The 16,415-nt window shown below is 60.6% G+C and carries 19 protein-coding genes and 1 pseudogene; 1 reads left to right on the top strand and 19 read right to left on the bottom strand.

Annotation, left to right across the window (positions count from 1 at the left end; all coding sequences use genetic code 11):
- Nucleotides 1–29 precede the first annotated feature (29 nt).
- Complete coding sequence (locus HWQ15_RS06720; protein WP_023298821.1) at nucleotides 30–911, bottom strand: LysR family transcriptional regulator; 882 nt, start codon at nucleotides 909–911, stop codon at nucleotides 30–32.
- Between the two features lie 99 nt (nucleotides 912–1,010).
- On the opposite strand from HWQ15_RS06720, the gene HWQ15_RS06715 reads away from it, so the two are divergent.
- Nucleotides 1,011–1,517 (top strand): phenolic acid decarboxylase, encoded by a 507-nt coding sequence (locus HWQ15_RS06715; RefSeq protein WP_063149271.1) that lies wholly within the window; start codon nucleotides 1,011–1,013, stop codon nucleotides 1,515–1,517.
- 59 nt (nucleotides 1,518–1,576) lie between these two features.
- Here HWQ15_RS06715 and acpT read toward each other — a convergent pair whose 3' ends face one another.
- From acpT to HWQ15_RS06625, 18 genes and pseudogenes are all read right to left on the bottom strand, one after another.
- A complete protein-coding gene (gene acpT, locus HWQ15_RS06710) occupies nucleotides 1,577–2,170 on the bottom strand; it encodes a 4'-phosphopantetheinyl transferase AcpT (protein ID WP_022649693.1) in 594 nt (197 codons plus the stop codon).
- A gap of 2 nt (nucleotides 2,171–2,172) precedes the next feature.
- On the bottom strand, nucleotides 2,173–3,402 hold the full coding sequence (locus HWQ15_RS06705; protein ID WP_045622198.1) for a beta-ketoacyl-ACP synthase: 1,230 nt from the start codon (nucleotides 3,400–3,402) through the stop codon (nucleotides 2,173–2,175).
- Nucleotides 3,399–4,130, bottom strand: a complete 732-nt coding sequence (locus HWQ15_RS06700) for a 3-ketoacyl-ACP reductase FabG2 (protein ID WP_032626847.1) — start codon at nucleotides 4,128–4,130, stop codon at nucleotides 3,399–3,401. The genes HWQ15_RS06705 and HWQ15_RS06700 overlap by 4 nt, the downstream gene beginning before the upstream one ends.
- A complete protein-coding gene (locus HWQ15_RS06695) occupies nucleotides 4,124–4,597 on the bottom strand; it encodes a 3-hydroxy-fatty acyl-ACP dehydratase (RefSeq protein WP_046620731.1) in 474 nt (157 codons plus the stop codon). Before HWQ15_RS06695 ends, HWQ15_RS06700 begins: the two co-directional genes overlap by 7 nt.
- Nucleotides 4,597–5,763, bottom strand: coding sequence for a beta-ketoacyl-[acyl-carrier-protein] synthase family protein (locus HWQ15_RS06690; protein ID WP_063149272.1), 1,167 nt, complete (start codon nucleotides 5,761–5,763; stop codon nucleotides 4,597–4,599). The genes HWQ15_RS06695 and HWQ15_RS06690 overlap by 1 nt, the downstream gene beginning before the upstream one ends.
- Nucleotide 5,764: 1 nt before the next feature.
- Nucleotides 5,765–6,343, bottom strand: coding sequence for a DUF3261 domain-containing protein (locus HWQ15_RS06685; protein WP_023307143.1), 579 nt, complete (start codon nucleotides 6,341–6,343; stop codon nucleotides 5,765–5,767).
- Nucleotides 6,340–8,186 (bottom strand): annotated as a pseudogene (locus HWQ15_RS06680) (MMPL family transporter). The gene HWQ15_RS06685 and the pseudogene HWQ15_RS06680 overlap by 4 nt, the downstream one beginning before the upstream one ends.
- Nucleotides 8,155–8,760, bottom strand: coding sequence for an outer membrane lipoprotein carrier protein LolA (locus tag HWQ15_RS06675; protein WP_017384113.1), 606 nt, complete (start codon nucleotides 8,758–8,760; stop codon nucleotides 8,155–8,157). Before HWQ15_RS06675 ends, HWQ15_RS06680 begins: the two are co-directional and overlap by 32 nt.
- Entirely contained in the window at nucleotides 8,757–9,179 is a 423-nt protein-coding gene (locus HWQ15_RS06670; protein ID WP_023298814.1) for a thioesterase family protein, read from the bottom strand. Before HWQ15_RS06670 ends, HWQ15_RS06675 begins: the two co-directional genes overlap by 4 nt.
- A 3-nt stretch (nucleotides 9,180–9,182) precedes the next feature.
- Nucleotides 9,183–10,874, bottom strand: coding sequence for a glycosyltransferase (locus HWQ15_RS06665; RefSeq protein ID WP_063149274.1), 1,692 nt, complete (start codon nucleotides 10,872–10,874; stop codon nucleotides 9,183–9,185).
- On the bottom strand, nucleotides 10,865–11,215 hold the full coding sequence (locus HWQ15_RS06660) for a hydroxymyristoyl-ACP dehydratase (RefSeq protein ID WP_063149275.1): 351 nt from the start codon (nucleotides 11,213–11,215) through the stop codon (nucleotides 10,865–10,867). Before HWQ15_RS06660 ends, HWQ15_RS06665 begins: the two co-directional genes overlap by 10 nt.
- Entirely contained in the window at nucleotides 11,202–12,548 is a 1,347-nt protein-coding gene (locus HWQ15_RS06655) for an AMP-binding protein (RefSeq protein WP_063149276.1), read from the bottom strand. The genes HWQ15_RS06660 and HWQ15_RS06655 overlap by 14 nt, the downstream gene beginning before the upstream one ends.
- A complete protein-coding gene (locus HWQ15_RS06650; protein ID WP_038416874.1) occupies nucleotides 12,541–13,140 on the bottom strand; it encodes a hypothetical protein in 600 nt (199 codons plus the stop codon). Before HWQ15_RS06650 ends, HWQ15_RS06655 begins: the two co-directional genes overlap by 8 nt.
- Entirely contained in the window at nucleotides 13,112–13,363 is a 252-nt protein-coding gene (locus HWQ15_RS06645) for an acyl carrier protein (RefSeq protein WP_022649680.1), read from the bottom strand. The genes HWQ15_RS06650 and HWQ15_RS06645 overlap by 29 nt, the downstream gene beginning before the upstream one ends.
- Nucleotides 13,364–13,374: 11 nt before the next feature.
- A complete protein-coding gene (locus HWQ15_RS06640) occupies nucleotides 13,375–13,632 on the bottom strand; it encodes a phosphopantetheine-binding protein (protein ID WP_003861263.1) in 258 nt (85 codons plus the stop codon).
- Nucleotides 13,613–14,428 (bottom strand): 1-acyl-sn-glycerol-3-phosphate acyltransferase, encoded by an 816-nt coding sequence (locus HWQ15_RS06635; RefSeq protein ID WP_063149277.1) that lies wholly within the window; start codon nucleotides 14,426–14,428, stop codon nucleotides 13,613–13,615. Before HWQ15_RS06635 ends, HWQ15_RS06640 begins: the two co-directional genes overlap by 20 nt.
- Nucleotides 14,425–15,147 carry a beta-ketoacyl synthase chain length factor gene (locus HWQ15_RS06630; protein WP_023307137.1) on the bottom strand — a complete coding sequence of 241 codons (723 nt, stop codon included), beginning with the start codon at nucleotides 15,145–15,147 and terminating at the stop codon, nucleotides 14,425–14,427. The genes HWQ15_RS06635 and HWQ15_RS06630 overlap by 4 nt, the downstream gene beginning before the upstream one ends.
- Before the next feature lie 125 nt (nucleotides 15,148–15,272).
- Complete coding sequence (locus HWQ15_RS06625) at nucleotides 15,273–16,322, bottom strand: AI-2E family transporter (RefSeq protein WP_003861270.1); 1,050 nt, start codon at nucleotides 16,320–16,322, stop codon at nucleotides 15,273–15,275.
- Nucleotides 16,323–16,415 lie beyond the last annotated feature (93 nt).

The raw sequence follows: 16,415 nt of genomic DNA, 5'->3' as shown, positions 1-16,415 counted from the left end.
TCACTCCTTGTCGTTTTATGGTTCAAAACTTAAAGCGTAGCAGTTGACGATGACGGCTCCTGTTTAAAAAGGCGCAACAGCGTCTCAACCTGCTCGTCCAGCGGGCTGAGGGAGCGTTTAACGATGAGGTGCAGCGGCGTGGCGCGTCGAACGCCGTGGCTGAGGGGCAGGATTTTGAGGATGCCCTGCTGGAGCGGGGTCTGAATGCGTTCTTCCGGTAACCAGCCATATCCAACCTGATACATCACTGCTTCGATCGCGGCATCGATGGTGGAGAATGTCCACGACTCCCCGGTGGGGCGAACGGTGGGCTGGCTGTCTGCGATCTGAATGCGCGGCCACGGTCGAAGCATCTCGTCGTTAAGCGGTGTATCCAGCGCAAACAGCGGGTGCGCGTGATGCGCGACGGCAACAAAATCGATATTCATCAGCCATTCGCCCAGGCCGGTAATGTCCTGGCGGCGGGTTAAGACCATCACGTCGGCCTCATCATTGAGCGCATCTGCGCGGCTGTTTTCCAGCACCTCGGTAAGCCGCACCTGCGTTTGCGGGTACAGCTGCTGAAACTGGCGCAAAATCGCGAACAGCCGGCTGCGCGGAAAAATACTGTCTACCATCAGGTCGATACGGGTTCGCATCCCGCTGCGCAGGGTCGCAGCGCGCGTTTCAACATAGGCGAAGGCTTTCAGCAGCGGTTTAACCTGGTTCAGCAACAGCTCACCCGCCGGGGTCAGCACGGCACGGCGTCCCTCTGTCATCAGGAGCGCTACGCCCAGCCGCTCCTGCAAAAGCGACAGGTTATAGCTGACCGAGGACTGGCTGCGATGGGTCTCTTCCGCCGCCTTAGCGAAGCTGCCAGCCTCGATGACTCTTTCCAGCAAGGCCCACTGTTCGAGCGTCGTCTTGTGCATGATTAATCTAAATTTTGGATGAATTTGATTCAAACATAGCGTTATTCATTCATTTTTTGAAGGGGTACGATCGTCTCATCAAAACAAAGGAGACATCTTATGAGCACCTTCGATAAACATGATTTAAGCGGCTTCGTCGGCAAACATCTGGTATATACCTACGACAATGGCTGGAACTACGAAATTTACGTTAAAAACGAGAACACGCTCGACTACCGTATTCACAGCGGTCTGGTGGGCAATCGTTGGGTGAAAGATCAGCAGGCCTACATTGTCCGTGTTGGGGAAAGCATCTATAAAATTTCCTGGACGGAGCCAACCGGTACCGACGTGAGCCTGATTGTGAACCTGGGCGACCGCCTGTTCCACGGCACCATCTTCTTCCCACGCTGGGTCATGAATAATCCGGAAAAAACCGTCTGCTTCCAGAACGATCACATTCCGCTGATGAACAGCTACCGTGATGCCGGGCCAGCGTATCCAACCGAAGTGATTGATGAATTTGCGACGATTACTTTTGTACGCGACTGCGGTGCGAATGACGATAGCGTTATTGCGTGTGTTGCCAGCGAGTTGCCAAAAAACTTTCCTGATAATTTAAAATAAGCTTAGCAACGCGTTAAATGCACAACGGCCATTTCGGTTTTAACCCGAATGGCCGTTTTTTATGCTGCAGAAATACCGGAGTAAGTCACCGATTCCGCCGTTAAGGTGAAAGGCGTAGGAGTACAGACCGCCAGGCTCAGCGAGCCGAAGCGCAGCTGGCTGACCGGGAGCGACTGGGCGGTGCTGTCAATGCTGACAATCTGCCACGCGCTGCCGCCACGCTGTTTGACGATCGCCTCTTTGCGCGTCCAGATGCGCCAGAATGCGGAAAGCTGTTCTTCCGGCGCTTCACGCTCCAGCTCGTCATGCTCGGTGAGGCTGAAAACGGCATTCGCCAGCGCCTGCCAGTTCTCCCGCGGGCGGATCACTTCGATATCGCAGCCAACCTCGCCTTCATCGCTTATCAGCATGGCAATGTCGTCCCCGCTGTGGCTCAGGTTAAACCACAGCGGATGGCCGTTAGCGAAGGCCGGTTTTCCCTGCTCGCCGTAGATTATCTCGGGAAGCGGTGAGGGGGATAAAGTTCTGGCGAGCAGCGTCCGGCCTGCAAGCCAGGAAGCGTATCGCGCACCCTGAGGTGCCATGTCTGCGAGCGTTGACGCCAGCGGGTCCGCGCTAAGGGTGGAGATCTTTCCCAGTACAAACTGGTACATAGTTACGCCCAGCGTTTAATGATTATCGAGGTATTAATGCCGCCAAAGGCAAAGTTATTGCTCTGAATAAATTCGCAATCAATCGGGCGGGTTTCCCCCATAATATAATCTAAAGCGCCGCATTGCTCATCCGGTTGTCTTAAATTGAGCGTCGGCGTGAACCAGCCCTCCCGCATCATATGCAGACTCAGCAAGGCTTCCAGCGCGCCGCAGGCACCCAGGGTATGGCCGAAATAGCTCTTTAAGGATGAGATGGGCACGCTGTCGCCGAAAATAGCGGCGGTCGCCTGACTCTCGGCGATATCCCCGCGATCGGTTGCCGTGCCGTGGGCAGAAATGTAGCCAATGTCCTGAGGGCTAAGGCCCGCCATCGCCAGCGACTGCTCCATACACACCTGCATGGTTTCACGCTGGGGCTGGGTGATGTGCGCCGCATCGCAGTTGGTGGCAAAGCCCACGATCTCGCCATAGATTGTCGCCCCGCGTGCTCTGGCGTGATCCAGCGCTTCCAGCACCAGCGTGCCCGCCCCTTCGCCAATCACCAGGCCATCGCGCTGAACGTCAAACGGCGACGGCGTGGTTTTGGGCGCGTCGTTACGCTGGCTGGTGGCAAACAGGGTATCGAAAACCGCCGCTTCCGACGGGCACAGCTCTTCCGCGCCGCCTGCCACCATCACGGTCTGGTAGCCGTGACGAATCGCTTCCCAGGCGTAGCCAATCGCCTGGCTGCCAGAGGTACAGGCGCTTGAGGTGGGGATCACCCGTCCGCGCAGGCCAAAGAACAGTCCGGTATTCACCGCCGTGGTGTGCGGCATCATCTGCACGTAGGTGGTGCCGGTGATGTTGTGGGTGTGCTTTTCGGTGAGCATGGAGGCAAACTCGCTGACCGGCCCGGTGCTGCCCGTCGACGAGCCGTAGGCGATGCCGGTCTGACCGTTGGTCAGCACCGCGTTGTCGATCAGTCCCGCCTGCTCCAGCGCCAGCTCGGTGGCGCGGGTTGAGAGCAGCGACACGCGGCCCATAGCGCGAATGCGCTTACGGGTATAGTGAGCGGGCAGAGTGAAATCTTCAATCGGCGCGGCGAGCAGGGTTTGCAGGCCGTCATACGCCTGCCACTCCGTCATGGTACGTACCGCATTTTCATACTCGCGCAGACGGCGCGAGATGGTCGGCCAGTCCTCGCCGAATGCGGTGATGCCGCCCATGCCCGTAATCACTACCCGGCGGGTCATAGCATGCCTCCGTTGATCGATATCACCTGTCGCGTCACATAGCCTGCTTTATCCGACATCAGGTAGCTCGCCAGCCCGGCGACCTCCTCGGCCTGGCCCATACGCTGCATCGGGATCATCGACATCGCCGCGTTCAGCGCGGCTTCATCCATCTCGATCATACCGGTATCAATCAGCCCCGGCGCGATGCAGTTGACGGTGATTTTGCGTTTTGCCAGCTCGGTGGCGAGCGCTTTGGTGGCGCCGATGATCCCGGCTTTCGCCGCGCTGTAGTTCACCTGCCCACGGTTGCCCATAATGCCTGACACCGACGACAGGGTGATGATCCGCCCGCCCTTGCGGGTGCCGATCATCGGCATAATGCAGGGATGAATGACGTTATAAAAACTGTCGAGATTGGTGTGGATCACGCTGTCCCAGTCATCGTCGCTGAGCGCCGGAAATGCGCCGTCGCGGGTAATACCGGCGTTACTGACCACGCCATACCACGCGCCGTGGTCAGCGATCGCCTGTTCCAGCACCGTACGGCACTGCTCGCGGTTGCCCACGTCAAAGGTGAGTAAACGGCCCGCGCCGCCTGCCTGGACAATCGCCTCCAGCGTCTCCTGCGCGCCCGCTTCATCACGATGGTAATGCACGCCGACGGTGAAACCGTCCGCCGCAAGCTGAAGGGCGATAGCGCGGCCAATGCCTTTGCTGGCGCCGGTGACCAGTACGGATCTCATGATGGTGTTCCCTGGTTAAAAAGTGTGGTTAATTCTTCCTCGCTCGGCTGGAAGGTGTTCACGCGGCCCGTGGCGAGGGAAATATTATCCGCATGAATGGTGCACTCGAAGCTGCCAAAGCGCTCATCCTGCATCAGACGTTCGATGGTGATGGTCAGCGTGCAGCCTGCGGCAAAATGCCCTGCGTCGCATACCAGCTCGCGCGCGCCCAGCACCATACCCAGCGCACAGTGCGGCAGCCCTTTTTGCATCCGGTGCCATTCAGACCAGACGCCCACGGTCTGAGCCATCAGCTCCAGCGCAAACCAGCCGGGCAGGTTGCCGCCTGCGTCCAGAAACGGCGCCAGAACGCCCCGATCGTTCACCGTCACGTTGCAAACGGCGCGGTCATCGGTGACGCTTTCCACGCTCTCAAGCAGCAGCATCGGCGTGTCGTGAGGAAGATAATCCCCGGGTGGTAAGTAGCGCATCATACTCTCCCCAGCAGAAGGCTGGCGTTGTTGCCGCCAAACGCGAAAGAGTTTGACAGGATCACTGGTTTATTCAGCGGTGCGCTCTGGTGCAGTAGGCCGAAGGCGGGCAGGGTGTCGTCCGGCGCGTAGCGGGAAAAATCCTGCGGCGGCAGCGGCAGGTCTCGGGTCAGGATCAGCCAGCTCAGGGCGGCCTCGGTGATCCCGGCGGCACCCAGCGTGTGGCCGGTAAGATGTTTCGTGGAGCTGCACGGCACGCGGTCGCCAAAGAGATCGTGGATCACCTGCGCCTCAATGCGATCGTTCAGCGGCGTGGCGGTGCCGTGCAGGTTGATATAACCGACGTCCGCCGCCGTCATGCCCGCCTCGTTCAGCGCCTGGGTGATGGCGCGGATCGCCCCTTCGCCCTGCGGATGTGGGGCGGAAATATGGTACGCATCGCTGGATTCCCCCGCGCCCAGCAGCGCAATCTCGCCCGGCTCGCGGGTCAGTACCATCAGTGCTGCCGCTTCGCCAATGGTGATCCCCCGACGGTTGCGGCCAAACGGTTCGCACAGGGTCGGGGAGAAGGATTCCAGGCTGTTGAAGCCGTTGACCGGCATTCGGCTCAGGCTGTCGGCCCCGCCGACGATGACGACGTCCACCAGACCGGCGTCGATCAGGCGACGGCCGCTGATGATCGCCCGTGCGCTGGAGGAGCAGGCGGTCGAGATGGTATACGCCGGGCCGTCCAGCGCAAGCCAGCTGGCGAGAAAGCGCGACGGATCGCCCAGCTCCTGCTGCGGATATTGCCACTGCGGACTGCGCTCGCCGTTCTGCGCGCGGCGCACGTACTCATCACCCTCGTCCAGTCCGGAGGTGCTGGTGCCCAGCACCACCGCCACGCGGTCGCGCCCCACGCGCGCAATGGCCGCATCGACGGCGGGCCGGATTTGCGCCAGCGCCGCCAGCAGCAGCTGGTTGTTGCGACTTCGATGCGCAGAAAAAGACCCGGGAACAGGGGGAAGATCACCCTCCACCCCGCCCAGCACGGCCTCGGGTAAGCCCTGTAGCCAGCCCGCACGCTGGCGCATCCCGGGGGCCACGCCAGCGTTCAGGTTTGCCGCTATTTCATCAGCCGAGTTGCCGAGCGCGTTGACCATGCCAACGGCAGAAAGGTAAATCATCTCAGTCACCCAGATATTGAATGGTGATGTGGTAGTGAAAAGCGTGCTGCACAATGCTAATCGGTTCGCGCCTGCCGTTACGGTTCAGGTAGGCAATTTCCGTGACCAGTTTGCCATCGGGGTTGCGCAGTTCGCGTCTGGTGTCAGTATCGTTCAGCGTCCAGCCTTTCGGCAACTGCGGCTGCCAGGCGCTGAGCGGCCAGTGGCTCAGCATCACGTCGGCCAGCACCTGGCTGGCGGGCGGCAGCTGCGGCATCACAACCGACTGCTCGGTGTGGATCCCGGTGTCGTCGTAGGTGGCGAGGAACAGGCGGATCCCGACGGAGGAGAGGCCGGCAAGCGTCACTTTATCGCCATCGGCGTTCAGCATCACCAGCAGCGACTGGGTCTGGCCTTTAAAACTGCCGGTAAGCAACTGCTGCGCGCGGATGGCAGGCGTGATGCCCGGCGGTGGCAGCGTGACGCGGGTGCCGGGCTGGAGCCAGGCCTGAGGGCGCGCGTCATCGCGGTTCGTCGTATGGCTACACCCCGCCAGCAACAGGGCCATCATCACTGCCGCCAGGCGAATGAAACGGGTCATGGTAAGTTCTCTTTGTTAGTCGGCATCGCCAGCGGGGCGAGCAGGAACGCGGTGAAGATACCGCTCACCAGCACAATGCCAAAGCTGCTGATGGCCTGAGTGGTGCTGAACACCAGCATTCCCAGCGTCAGCAGGGTGGTCATCATGGCGAGGGTAATCGCCAGCATGGAGGTCAGCGGCGTGCCGCGCGGGTTGCTGAAAAACAGCGTGTAGTTGATGCCAATGCCGAGGACCAGCACCAGCGCCAGCAGGGAAAACAGGTTCACCGGATGGCCCGTCACGGCCAGCGCCGCCAGCCCGCCGCCCAGCGACAGCACGGACGGCACCAGCGCCACCAGCCCTTTTCGCCAGCCGAGGCGCACCACCGCGCCGCAGGCAATCACCGCCAGCGCCACGCCCAGCAGCCCCGTCAGCAGCGCGCGGTAGAGTGCAAACAGGCTGTCGAAGCTGGCCTTACGGTCAACCCAGACGACTCCGGGATGGCGGGCGGCCAGCTCACCGAGCGCAGCGCTGTTTCTGACGCCATCGACCGGGACCAGCACACCGCTTTTGCCGTTCGGCAGCGTCAGCCACAGCAAACGCCAGCCCTCGCTGGCCGGGCTGGCGAGCCACGCCTCCACGCTGACAGGCATGGCGTTCAGATTCGGGGCGACGGCATTCAGCCCCGTGCTTTGCAGCATTTTCGTCACTGTCGGTGCGGCGTTACGCAGAAGTTGCAGATCGCTGTTCTGCCGCGCCAGCGAGTTCAGCGGCAGGGTGCGCCAGCGGTTTAATTCTCCGGCTTTTTGCGCCTGCGCCAGCGCCGGGGCAAACGCCTCCAGCCGCTCCAGCGTTTCCTGAGCCGACGCGCCATACACCACGAACCACTTCTGATCGACATTTTGCCCGGTCAGGGCGGTGATGGTTTTTTCCTGCGCCAGAATGTCCTGCGGCAGCGCCTGAAGCCGGGCGATATCGTCATCCACCCGCAGGCTGGCGATCCCGATGGCGGAGAGCAGCGCCAGTGCTACCGGCAGCCCGACGGAGAGGGCTTTGCTGTCGCGCCAGGCGTTCAGCCAGCGCTGCATCATCCCTCTCAGGGGGATCGGGCGAACCGGCATGCCACGGCACAACCACGGGTGCCAGAAAATTACCGTCAGGCACGAGGCGCTCAGCCCTGCGGCGGCGAACACCGCCATCTGACGAATGCCGGGGAAGGGGGCCAGCATCATGAAGAGCCTGCCAGCTCGCCGTGCAGCAGATACCAGTAGTTCCCGGCCGCATCTTTTGTCACCAGCCAGCCGTCCATCAGCTGCATCTTCTGGCTGTTCTTCGCCAGCGCGAGCTGCGCGCCGCGCATCAGCATCAGCGGATCGTTTTGCAGCTCCTTGCCGCTCACGCCGGAAAAGGCGGAGTAGAGTTGGGACAGGATCCACTGAGCCTGCGCTTCACCGCCGTTTTGCAGGCGGGCGCGGGTGGCCGGATCGACCAGGCCATTGCGGTGCTGCCAGAAGAAATCTCCCCAGGCCTGTTGCCCGGCGGCATCCAGCGGACCTTTTACGACACTCAGCGCCTGGCTGCGTTGCAGCAGAGTTAACCACTGCTGCGCCACGCGCGGGTCCGGCTGTTTACCGGGGCTGACCAGCCAGATGAGCTGGCGGTCGAGGCGCTGCATAAATCCGTCGTTGAGGGCGGGAGGGATCGCGCCGAGCGTCTGTTTCGGCAGCATGGCGAGCACGCTGCTGTTCAGCCGCGCGCCGGGCAGCAGCGACAGCAGCACGCCCAGCAGGATCAGGCATACCACGGCCCACAGCAGCGCCGGGCGCAGAGCGTTACGGTGCGGCAAAGCGCTGGCGTTCTGCATCGGTCAGGCGGGCGGGCGTCAGTTGGTGGCGGGAGAGGGCGATATCCGTCGTGTCGCCCTGCTTATCGTTCAGGCGAATGGATTCCAGATAGATCGCGCCCTTCAAATCAAGGGTGGAGAAAATCTTGTCCAGCGGCGTGGTAACGGGCGTCAGCACCAGCGACCAGCGGCCTTCGCCCAGGTCTTTGAAATCGATGCGGAAGTTCTCTTCCAGCACCTTGCGGTCGGCCTGGAACAGCGCCCGCAGCAGATGGTTGAACTGGAACATCTGCGGGTTAGTGTCGGCGGTAATGGTCTGCGGCGGCTGACCGTTGACGATTTGCACCATCCGTTTGTCATCCAGCAGCAGCGTCATCGGGAACGGCGCTTTTTGATCCCACAGCAGGCCATTGTCACGGGCGATCAGCATCTCCCCCTGCGAGCGCAGGGGCTGAGGCATGTCCTTGATCGTGCGGGTCTGTTCGAAGTGTGCGCGCACCACCGGTTGCTCCGCAAACCGCTGTTGCAGTTCATCCAGCGTGACCGCGTTCACCAGCGGGCTTACCAGCAGCGCGAGTAGCGTTATCCACTTCATGGCGCGATCCCCATGCGTTCGAACAGAATGGCCGGGCTGACAAAGCACATCTCCCGGCTTGCTTCTTCCACCGCCACCTGAATGGTGTAGCCGGTGGTGGTGCGTTTCCCGGTTTGCGCGTCGAAGATTTGATAGGCGATGCGCAGACGGTTTTCAACCTCTTCAATGCGGGCGCGGACGCGAATGCGCTGCTCGAAGGTCACCGCGTCGCGGTATTTCACACGGGTATCCACCACCGGCCAGACGTAGCCGGACGCTTTCATCTGGCGATAGCCGTAATCAAACTGGTTGAGCAGCGCTTCGCGGGCAATCTCAAAATAGCGGAAATAGTTGCCGTGCCACACCACGCCCATCATATCGACGTCGTGGAACGGAACGGTGATTTCAACTTCAGCCGTAAAGCGGGGATCGGTCAGCACCCTTTACTCCTTCTCGTTGACCTCTGGCAGCTGCCAGAAATCGAAAAAATTAAACCAGTCGAGCGGCGACAAGAGCGCGTAATGCTCCAGCCGCTGCGCATAGCGATCGACGGTCTGCTGTAGCGCCTGCTGGCGTTCGCCGCGCGGCAGCAGCAGCGGGTCGGCAAACGGCTCGCAGTGCAGGGTCAGCTTTCCCTGCTGGCAGAGGGCAAAAATCAGCACCACCGGGCAGCGCAATAGGGACGCCAGGATAAACGGTCCCTGCGGGAACGGCGCGGGCTGGCCCATAAATTCGCTCCATATCACCCGCCAGCTGCCGCCGCGCTGCGGGGTGACGGCGATGCGATCGCCCACGATCGCCACCCATTCGCCGCGATCCAGCTTCTCTTTAATGAGGATGGCGGTCTCCGGGCCAATGTCGGTGACCGGCATCAGGTGAATGCCCGCCTGCGGCGCCATCTCCTCCATCACCTGTTTAAAACGCTGAGCATTGTCGCTAAAGACCAGCGCGTTGATGGTTTTCGCCCCTTCGCGCTGGGCCAGCGCCCGGCAGGCTTCCACATCGCCAAGATGCGACGCGAGCAGCAGTTTGCCCTGAGGATCGTCAAGACCCAGCGCCTCCTGCGCGCCTGGCGCAAAGACCAGATCGCGATGAAGCTTCATTTCGCCGCGCCAGCTGGCCACTTTGTTCAGCATGGCATGACCGAAGCGCAGGAAGTGGAAAAAACTGTTAAGCCGTGCGGGTTGCGGCATTTGCCGCTGTGCCATCACCGTTTTAACCCGCGTCAGCCACTGCTGCGACGCCTGACGCGCAGCGCGGGCGGTCAGCCAGTAGACGCCCGTAACCGGCCACAGCAGGATGGTAAACGCCTTTCGCCCCAGCAACTGCCAGACGCGCAACATCAGGCGCATGCCCCATAATCCTTTCACCTCCTGCTGCTGCGCCCAGTGCTGCGAGCGGCGACGCATCAGCAGGGAAGGAATGCGCGGCAGCATGCCGAGAAACAGACGGGTATGCATCAACGAGATGCGCACGTTGTCTTTCAGGGCATCGAAATGGGATACCCCGTCCGGCGGATAGGTCACGCGGGTGGGCAGAAAATAGCTGGTGTTGCCCTGCCAGTAGAGGCGCACCATCACTTCAGTATCAAAATCCATCCGCCAGCCGAGCGGCGTGCCCGCCGCCAAACGCATTACCGGCGCTATCGGGTAAACGCGAAACCCGCACATGCTGTCTTTTAGTTGCAGGGAGAGGGTTTCAATCCAGACCCAGACGTGTGTAATCCAGCGCCCGTACAGGCGCGAACGGGGGATCGAGTCATCATAAACGGGCTGACCGGAAATGAGCGCATCGGGATGGCGTTCGGCCAGCGCCAGCAGTTTGGGGATGTCTTCAATAGCGTGCTGGCCGTCAGCGTCCACCTGAACGGCGTGGGTGAAGCCGCGATCGGCACAGGCTTTCAGCCCCTGCATCACCGCCGCGCCTTTGCCGCTGTTTTCGGCGAGGCGCAGCAGCGTGACCTGCGGACGATCCGCCGCCAGCGCTTCAAGCGTGCGGCGCGTGGTTTCATCGCTGCCGTCGTCCACCACCAGACAGGGCAGATCGAAAGGCGCCAGGCGCGCCAGCACCGAAGCCATCATCGCCCCGTGGTTATAGCACGGGATCAGCACGCAGGGACGGAAGGTTACTGACATAAGCGAATCTTCCCGCTGCTGGCGGTGTGGCGCTCGTTACCCGCATGGCGCTGGTAGCTAAAGGTCAGCATCTCGCGTTCGGGCTGCCAGGCAAGGAGCAGCGTGACCGTATTCTCCGGCAACAGCGGGGCGGCGAACTTCACGTTCTGAATACTGTGAAAACGGTAGCCCGGCGCCAGCGCGGCAGCGTAATGCATTACCCAGTCGAGCTGGGCCACGCCCGGCAGCAGCGGCTGTACGGCGAAATGTCCCTTAAACCAGAGCAGGTCAGGATCAAGATAAAGGGTTATCTCCAGATACCCGGGGCCAGGCTCGCGGCGTTCGATTTCAGGGATTTTCATGAAACAACTCCTGTAGCTGCGCAGTTACGCGCTTGTTCATGCTGTTGACCGGAATTTCATCAACGATCCGCCAGTAGCGCGGCACGGCAACCGGTTCAAGCCAGGGGCGAAGGGCGCGACGCCAGGCGAGCTCCTGCGCTTTTTTGCTCTGTTCGTGTTGCTGACGCACCGCTTCATTCAGCACCAGCAATACGCCAATACCCTGACGCCCGCCGCGCGTCACCGTCAGCGCGGCGGCTTCGCGGATGCCGTCCAGCGCCAGCAGGCGGCGCTCAATGTCATCGAGCGAAATGCGCTTATCTTCAATTTTGACCACCCGACCGCGGCGCCCGACGAGGCTGAACTGCCCGTCAGCCGTGAAGTGCAGGATATCATCCAGCAGGACCCCCTCCGCCTCGGGGATCAGCGGAGACGTCACGCGATCGCCGTGAAACGTCACGCCGGGGAAAGGCTGCCAGCGGATGCTTTCCTCCTGACGGTAGCGCCAGGCCATAACCCCCGTTTCTGTGCTGCCATATATTTCATCCGGCCAGACGTTGAGCCAGGCCTGAACCGCGGCGACCTCCTGCCAGGGCAGCGCGCCGCCAGCGGAGAAGAGCAGGTTGACGGGGGGCGGCGTCAGTGACGCGTCCAGCCGCTTGAGAAACGCCGGACTGCTGATGAAAAGATAGCGTTTATTGTCGGGAAGGGCAGAGAGCTGCTCGGCATAGTTTAGCAGGCTGGCGTGCAGCGGCAGGCCGAGCGCCATGGGTAAGACGACACGAAACGTCAGGCCATACAGGTGGTGCAGCACCACGGAAGCGACGACGTGACAGCCTGCCAGACGCTCGCCAAAATGTTCCGCCAGCAGACGAGCCTCACGATCCAGGCTGACCACCGGCTTACTCACCCGCTGCGGCGTGCCGGTCGAGCCGGAGGTGTAAAGCTCGATCGTGCGCATCTCATCGATGGCAGGCAGCGGTGAAAAGGGATGGCCTGCCCGCTGAGCGGAAGCCACCCGCAGCTGTCGCCCCTGAAAATCGAGCGTGGTGTCGCTCAGGACGCCGCTGAACAGCGCCCGCTGTTCGTTAAGCTGCGCCGCCCGGTTGTGCCCGGGGAGGACCGGCGTTTTACCCGCATGCAGCGTCGCCAGCAGCGCGACAATAAACAGATAGCCGTTTTCGATGCACAGCGCCCAGCGCTCGCCTTCTTCATCATGCAGCGTGTCGACCAGCTGAGTGACATCGTGGCGCAGATCGCCAAGCGTCCAGAGATGGTTGTCCTGCCAGGCGACAGGGGTGTCGTCAGGGCGGGGCGCACTGAGCCACTGGCTAAGCGGGAGAGGGTTAAGCATCGTTTTTCATCACCCGTTGTCGCACCAGCCACTCGCCGGCCATCAGCGTGCCCATCAGGAGATAGGCAATCATCCCGTTCCACAGCGTCCAGAGACGGATATCAGCGTGTAATACGGTAAACAGCGCGATCGCCCCGTTAATAATAAAAAAGCCGCACCAGACCCGGGTAACCCGGCGCGTGTAACGTACCCCGACAGGGGAGAGGTCCGGTTCACGCAGGCGCGCCAGCCGTTCAACGACAGGCATTGCCGTCCACAGCGAACCACCAAACACCACCAGCATCACCAGATTCACCACCACCGGATAAAACAGCACCCACTGGTGCGCGTGCAGGACGTAACTCGCCGCGCAAAGCGCTATGCCAGCCAGCGCCACGCTCACGAAAAGATAACGCAGGGGACCGCCCTGCCGACGGGCCTGGCAGACGCGTAACAGCAGCACCAGCGCCATCACGGGCAGTATCCCGTGCAGGCTATTATTCGCCAGCCCAAAGCCGATCAAAAACGGCCATGCCAGCAGCATCAGCCCCGTCAGGGCGGGAAGAACTGGAATCGAACGCACGTTACGCGTCGCGCTGAAGCTGTTCCACAACGTCCACGACGTCCTGCACCGTGCGCACCGCTTTGAAGGTTTCGGGCTTGATTTTATGGCCCGTTTTCTTTTGCAGGTGCACTACCATATCGACGGCATCAATGCTGTCGAGATCCAGATCCTCGTAAAGCCGTGCCTCAGGGGTAATATCCTCCGGGGCGACTTCAAACAGCGTAATAAGAAGCGCAGAGACTTCCTGATAAATCGTTTGTTGTTCTGTCATAGCGGTCATTCTCAGGCGCGTTGTTGATGAATAAAAGCCGCGAGCGTGGCAACGGAATAGAAGTGCTGACGCATCTCGTCACTTTCGGCAGAAAGCACTACGCCGTACTGATTTTTTACCGCCAGCCCCAGCTCAAGGGCGTCGATTGAGTCCAGACCGAGGCCGTCGCCAAAGAGCGCGGCGTCTGTATCAATATCCTCTGGGGTAAGTTCTTCCAGATTCAGCGTAGAGATAATGAGATTCTTAATTTCAAGATAGAGCGCTTGCATCTTTCGTTCCTGACAAAGATTGAAGACCGGTTGTTAACTGATGCTGCATATGCCGGTTTAACTGCCTTGCCGCCAGCGCGGGTTCGTGCTGACTCGCATCATAAAAATCATGAATGTTGATGCGTTCGCGAACATCCACGGTGAAAACAGGTTTGTTGGGGGGCACGTTATACCAGCTGCTCTGTTTATCCAGCATCCGTTCGCTACAGTGGATCACCACCACGCGCACGGCGCTGTTGCAGCGAACGGCGATATTCGCCGCCCCACGCTGCAGGGTAATGGCTTCCCCCACCCGGGTGCGGGTGCCTTCAGGGAAGATAAGCAGGGTGTCGCCCTGGGCCAGACGCTGCTGGCTTGCGGCAAGCAGCGTGTCGGCTTCGCTGTTAATCAGATAGTCCGCCGCGCGGATCACGCCGCTGACGAACGGGTTACGCAGCAACGCGCTTTTCACCAGACAGTCAGTTTCGTTCATCACCGACGCCAGCAAAACGTAGTCCAGCAGCGAGGGATGGTTCGCAATCACCAGACAGCGTCGCTCGGCGCGCAAAACGTCCAGGTTGTTGAAATGGTAATCCAGTACCCCTACACCGCGTACCACCGCGAGGAACAGGCGGAAACTGGCAGAAATAGTGCGGCGTGCCAGGCGGCGACGTTGAGTGCGGTCACGCTGGAAAATCAGCAGCAGGTTAAACCACACCAGCGACAGCGTCAGCCCGCCGAGGCCGAACAGGGCGAAGCACAATCCGGTCATCAGCATGCGCCATACCCGATCGAGGCGGGAACGTAACCCTCTCATTGGCGCGTCCATTGCCACAGCAGGCGCTCGCCCGGCAGGGTAAACTGGCGCTCGTCCCGCAGGTAATGGCGCAGGAACTGCAGGCTTTGCGGCAGCGCGGGCTCTTCAGGCCTGCGGTTGGCGTGCGTTTCACAGCTGAGCGTATTTCCGGCCTCAATCACCAGCGCCAGCGCGTAGGGCCAGACGGGCATCTGCGGCGGCAGCCCGGCGTGATAAAACTCCGGCAGCAGACCGTCGAAATCTACCAGCAACACGCGTGAGTAGCCCGCATGCAGCAGGCTCAGCACCTCGCATAAGCTCTGCTGGAAGGTATCCATACCGGCGGAAACCGACGAAGAGACAACCGGCTGACGCGCGGCGATAGTGAGATTGCCGACCGCCGAGTTGTGTACCGACATGGCAAAATCGGTGGGGGAAACGGGCTGATCTGCCGCCAGGGCCTGGAGAATACGAAAATTGCGTTCCAGCTCCCCGTGACGGCTGCTGTAGACGACGGCGTCGATGCGGTGTTTGCGCAGCATCATCAGGCCAAGATCAACGGCCAGCTTGCTGCCTGAATTCAGGCGGCGGGCGGTCATCATCGGCAGATCGGTCAGTTTCGCCAGCGGTGCATCAGGATCGATGGCGTCAGATCGGCGTGACCATGCCTGCCATTCGTCGGCATCGCTGAGTCCTGGCGCTCTTGCCTGCCAGTCGATAAGGGTAAGTGTAAATTTCATCTACGCGCGTCCGCGATAAACCTGTTTCTGTGACTTTTTCTTCGCCAGCGCGATTTGCTGCGCACATCGTACAATGTTGTCGTCGCGCTGGCGAATAAACGTCACTTTTAACCCTTTCCACCCGGTTATCCCGGCAAACGGCTTTTTGGCCGACCCGGACCCAGCAGGATGGCGAGTTTACTGCCTCCTTTCGTGGTTTCCATCCAGATTTTACAGACGCTGGTGAGCGGCACGGAGAGCAGCATGCCCACCGGTCCCAGCAGCCATCCCCAGATCAGTAACGATAAAAACACCACCATCGTCGACATGCCCAGACGGTGACCCATCATGCGCGGTTCGAGAATATTGCCCAGCACCATATGCACGACAAGGAACAGCGCTCCTACCAGCATGCACTCATAAAAACCGTTAAACAGGAACGCCTGGATCATCGGCGGAACGGCAGAAAGCACCGCGCCGATATTGGGCACGTAGTTCAGTAAAAACGCCAGCACGCCCCACATCAGCGCGAACTGCACGTCCAGCAGCACCAGCCCCAGCCAGACGATCACGCCGGTCCACAGGCTTAACAGCGTTTTCAGCGCCAGATATTTGGACACACCCTTCAGCGCGCGATGCAAGCCGGCAATGTGGATCTGCGGATTGTTCAGGGCAAAACGCAGCTTATACGGCACGTGGCGCACTTCGAACAGCATAAACACCACCGTCATCACCAGCAGCAGAATGCTGGCCATTGCCCCGGAAAGCCCGGTCATCAACGTGGTGGCGTAGGTCATCACCTTCTCGGAATCCATCCGGCGCAGCATCCGTTCCGGTGAGATATGCAGATTCACGAACGGCAACATGCGCTGGAGATCGACCAGCTTGCGCGTCAGCTCTTTATTGTACTGCGGCAGCATGGTGGAAAATTCGCTCAGCGAGGCGGCGAGCACGCCGAACAGCGCCGTCAGGACAACCAGCATCACCATCACCACAATGGTAATCGCGACCGGGCGGCTGATGCCCCGGCGTAAAAACCACGTCACCAGCGGGTTGAGGACGATGGCGAAAAACAGCGCCAGCAGAAGCTGAACAATGATATCCGCCGCCGCATGGATACCCGCAAGGATAACCACCAGGCAGGCGAGTTTTAATAAAATATGAAGTCCGGCTTTGTCGGGCGGGCTGGCAGTCATAAGAATTCCTTTTTCCGGGGGGCTTGCTAATTGTAGTGCGCCGGATTCGCTTCGTCTGGAGCGTTAGTCTTAAAGTCATGGAAAAAAAATGGC

The sequence above is a fragment of the Enterobacter sp. DSM 30060 genome, assembly GCF_013375955.1.
In the GTDB taxonomy this organism is placed as follows: domain Bacteria; phylum Pseudomonadota; class Gammaproteobacteria; order Enterobacterales; family Enterobacteriaceae; genus Enterobacter; species Enterobacter intestinihominis.
Note: the sequence above shows the minus strand (reverse complement) of the source record. Positions and strands in the feature narration are given on the sequence as shown.

Coding starts and splice junctions, on each gene's coding strand:
- HWQ15_RS06705 (WP_045622198.1), bottom strand. CDS start 3,402: ATGACCCGCCGGGTAGTGATTACGGGCATGGGCGGCATCACCGCATTC.
- HWQ15_RS06630 (WP_023307137.1), bottom strand. CDS start 15,147: ATGAAATTTACACTTACCCTTATCGACTGGCAGGCAAGAGCGCCAGGA.
- HWQ15_RS06720 (WP_023298821.1), bottom strand. CDS start 911: ATGCACAAGACGACGCTCGAACAGTGGGCCTTGCTGGAAAGAGTCATC.
- HWQ15_RS06665 (WP_063149274.1), bottom strand. CDS start 10,874: ATGTCAGTAACCTTCCGTCCCTGCGTGCTGATCCCGTGCTATAACCAC.
- HWQ15_RS06625 (WP_003861270.1), bottom strand. CDS start 16,322: ATGACTGCCAGCCCGCCCGACAAAGCCGGACTTCATATTTTATTAAAA.
- HWQ15_RS06690 (WP_063149272.1), bottom strand. CDS start 5,763: ATGATTTACCTTTCTGCCGTTGGCATGGTCAACGCGCTCGGCAACTCG.
- HWQ15_RS06715 (WP_063149271.1), top strand. CDS start 1,011: ATGAGCACCTTCGATAAACATGATTTAAGCGGCTTCGTCGGCAAACAT.
- HWQ15_RS06640 (WP_003861263.1), bottom strand. CDS start 13,632: ATGCAAGCGCTCTATCTTGAAATTAAGAATCTCATTATCTCTACGCTG.
- acpT (WP_022649693.1), bottom strand. CDS start 2,170: ATGTACCAGTTTGTACTGGGAAAGATCTCCACCCTTAGCGCGGACCCG.
- HWQ15_RS06635 (WP_063149277.1), bottom strand. CDS start 14,428: ATGAGAGGGTTACGTTCCCGCCTCGATCGGGTATGGCGCATGCTGATG.
- HWQ15_RS06660 (WP_063149275.1), bottom strand. CDS start 11,215: ATGAAAATCCCTGAAATCGAACGCCGCGAGCCTGGCCCCGGGTATCTG.
- HWQ15_RS06685 (WP_023307143.1), bottom strand. CDS start 6,343: ATGACCCGTTTCATTCGCCTGGCGGCAGTGATGATGGCCCTGTTGCTG.
- HWQ15_RS06645 (WP_022649680.1), bottom strand. CDS start 13,363: ATGACAGAACAACAAACGATTTATCAGGAAGTCTCTGCGCTTCTTATT.
- HWQ15_RS06695 (WP_046620731.1), bottom strand. CDS start 4,597: ATGCGCTACTTACCACCCGGGGATTATCTTCCTCACGACACGCCGATG.
- HWQ15_RS06655 (WP_063149276.1), bottom strand. CDS start 12,548: ATGCTTAACCCTCTCCCGCTTAGCCAGTGGCTCAGTGCGCCCCGCCCT.
- HWQ15_RS06675 (WP_017384113.1), bottom strand. CDS start 8,760: ATGAAGTGGATAACGCTACTCGCGCTGCTGGTAAGCCCGCTGGTGAAC.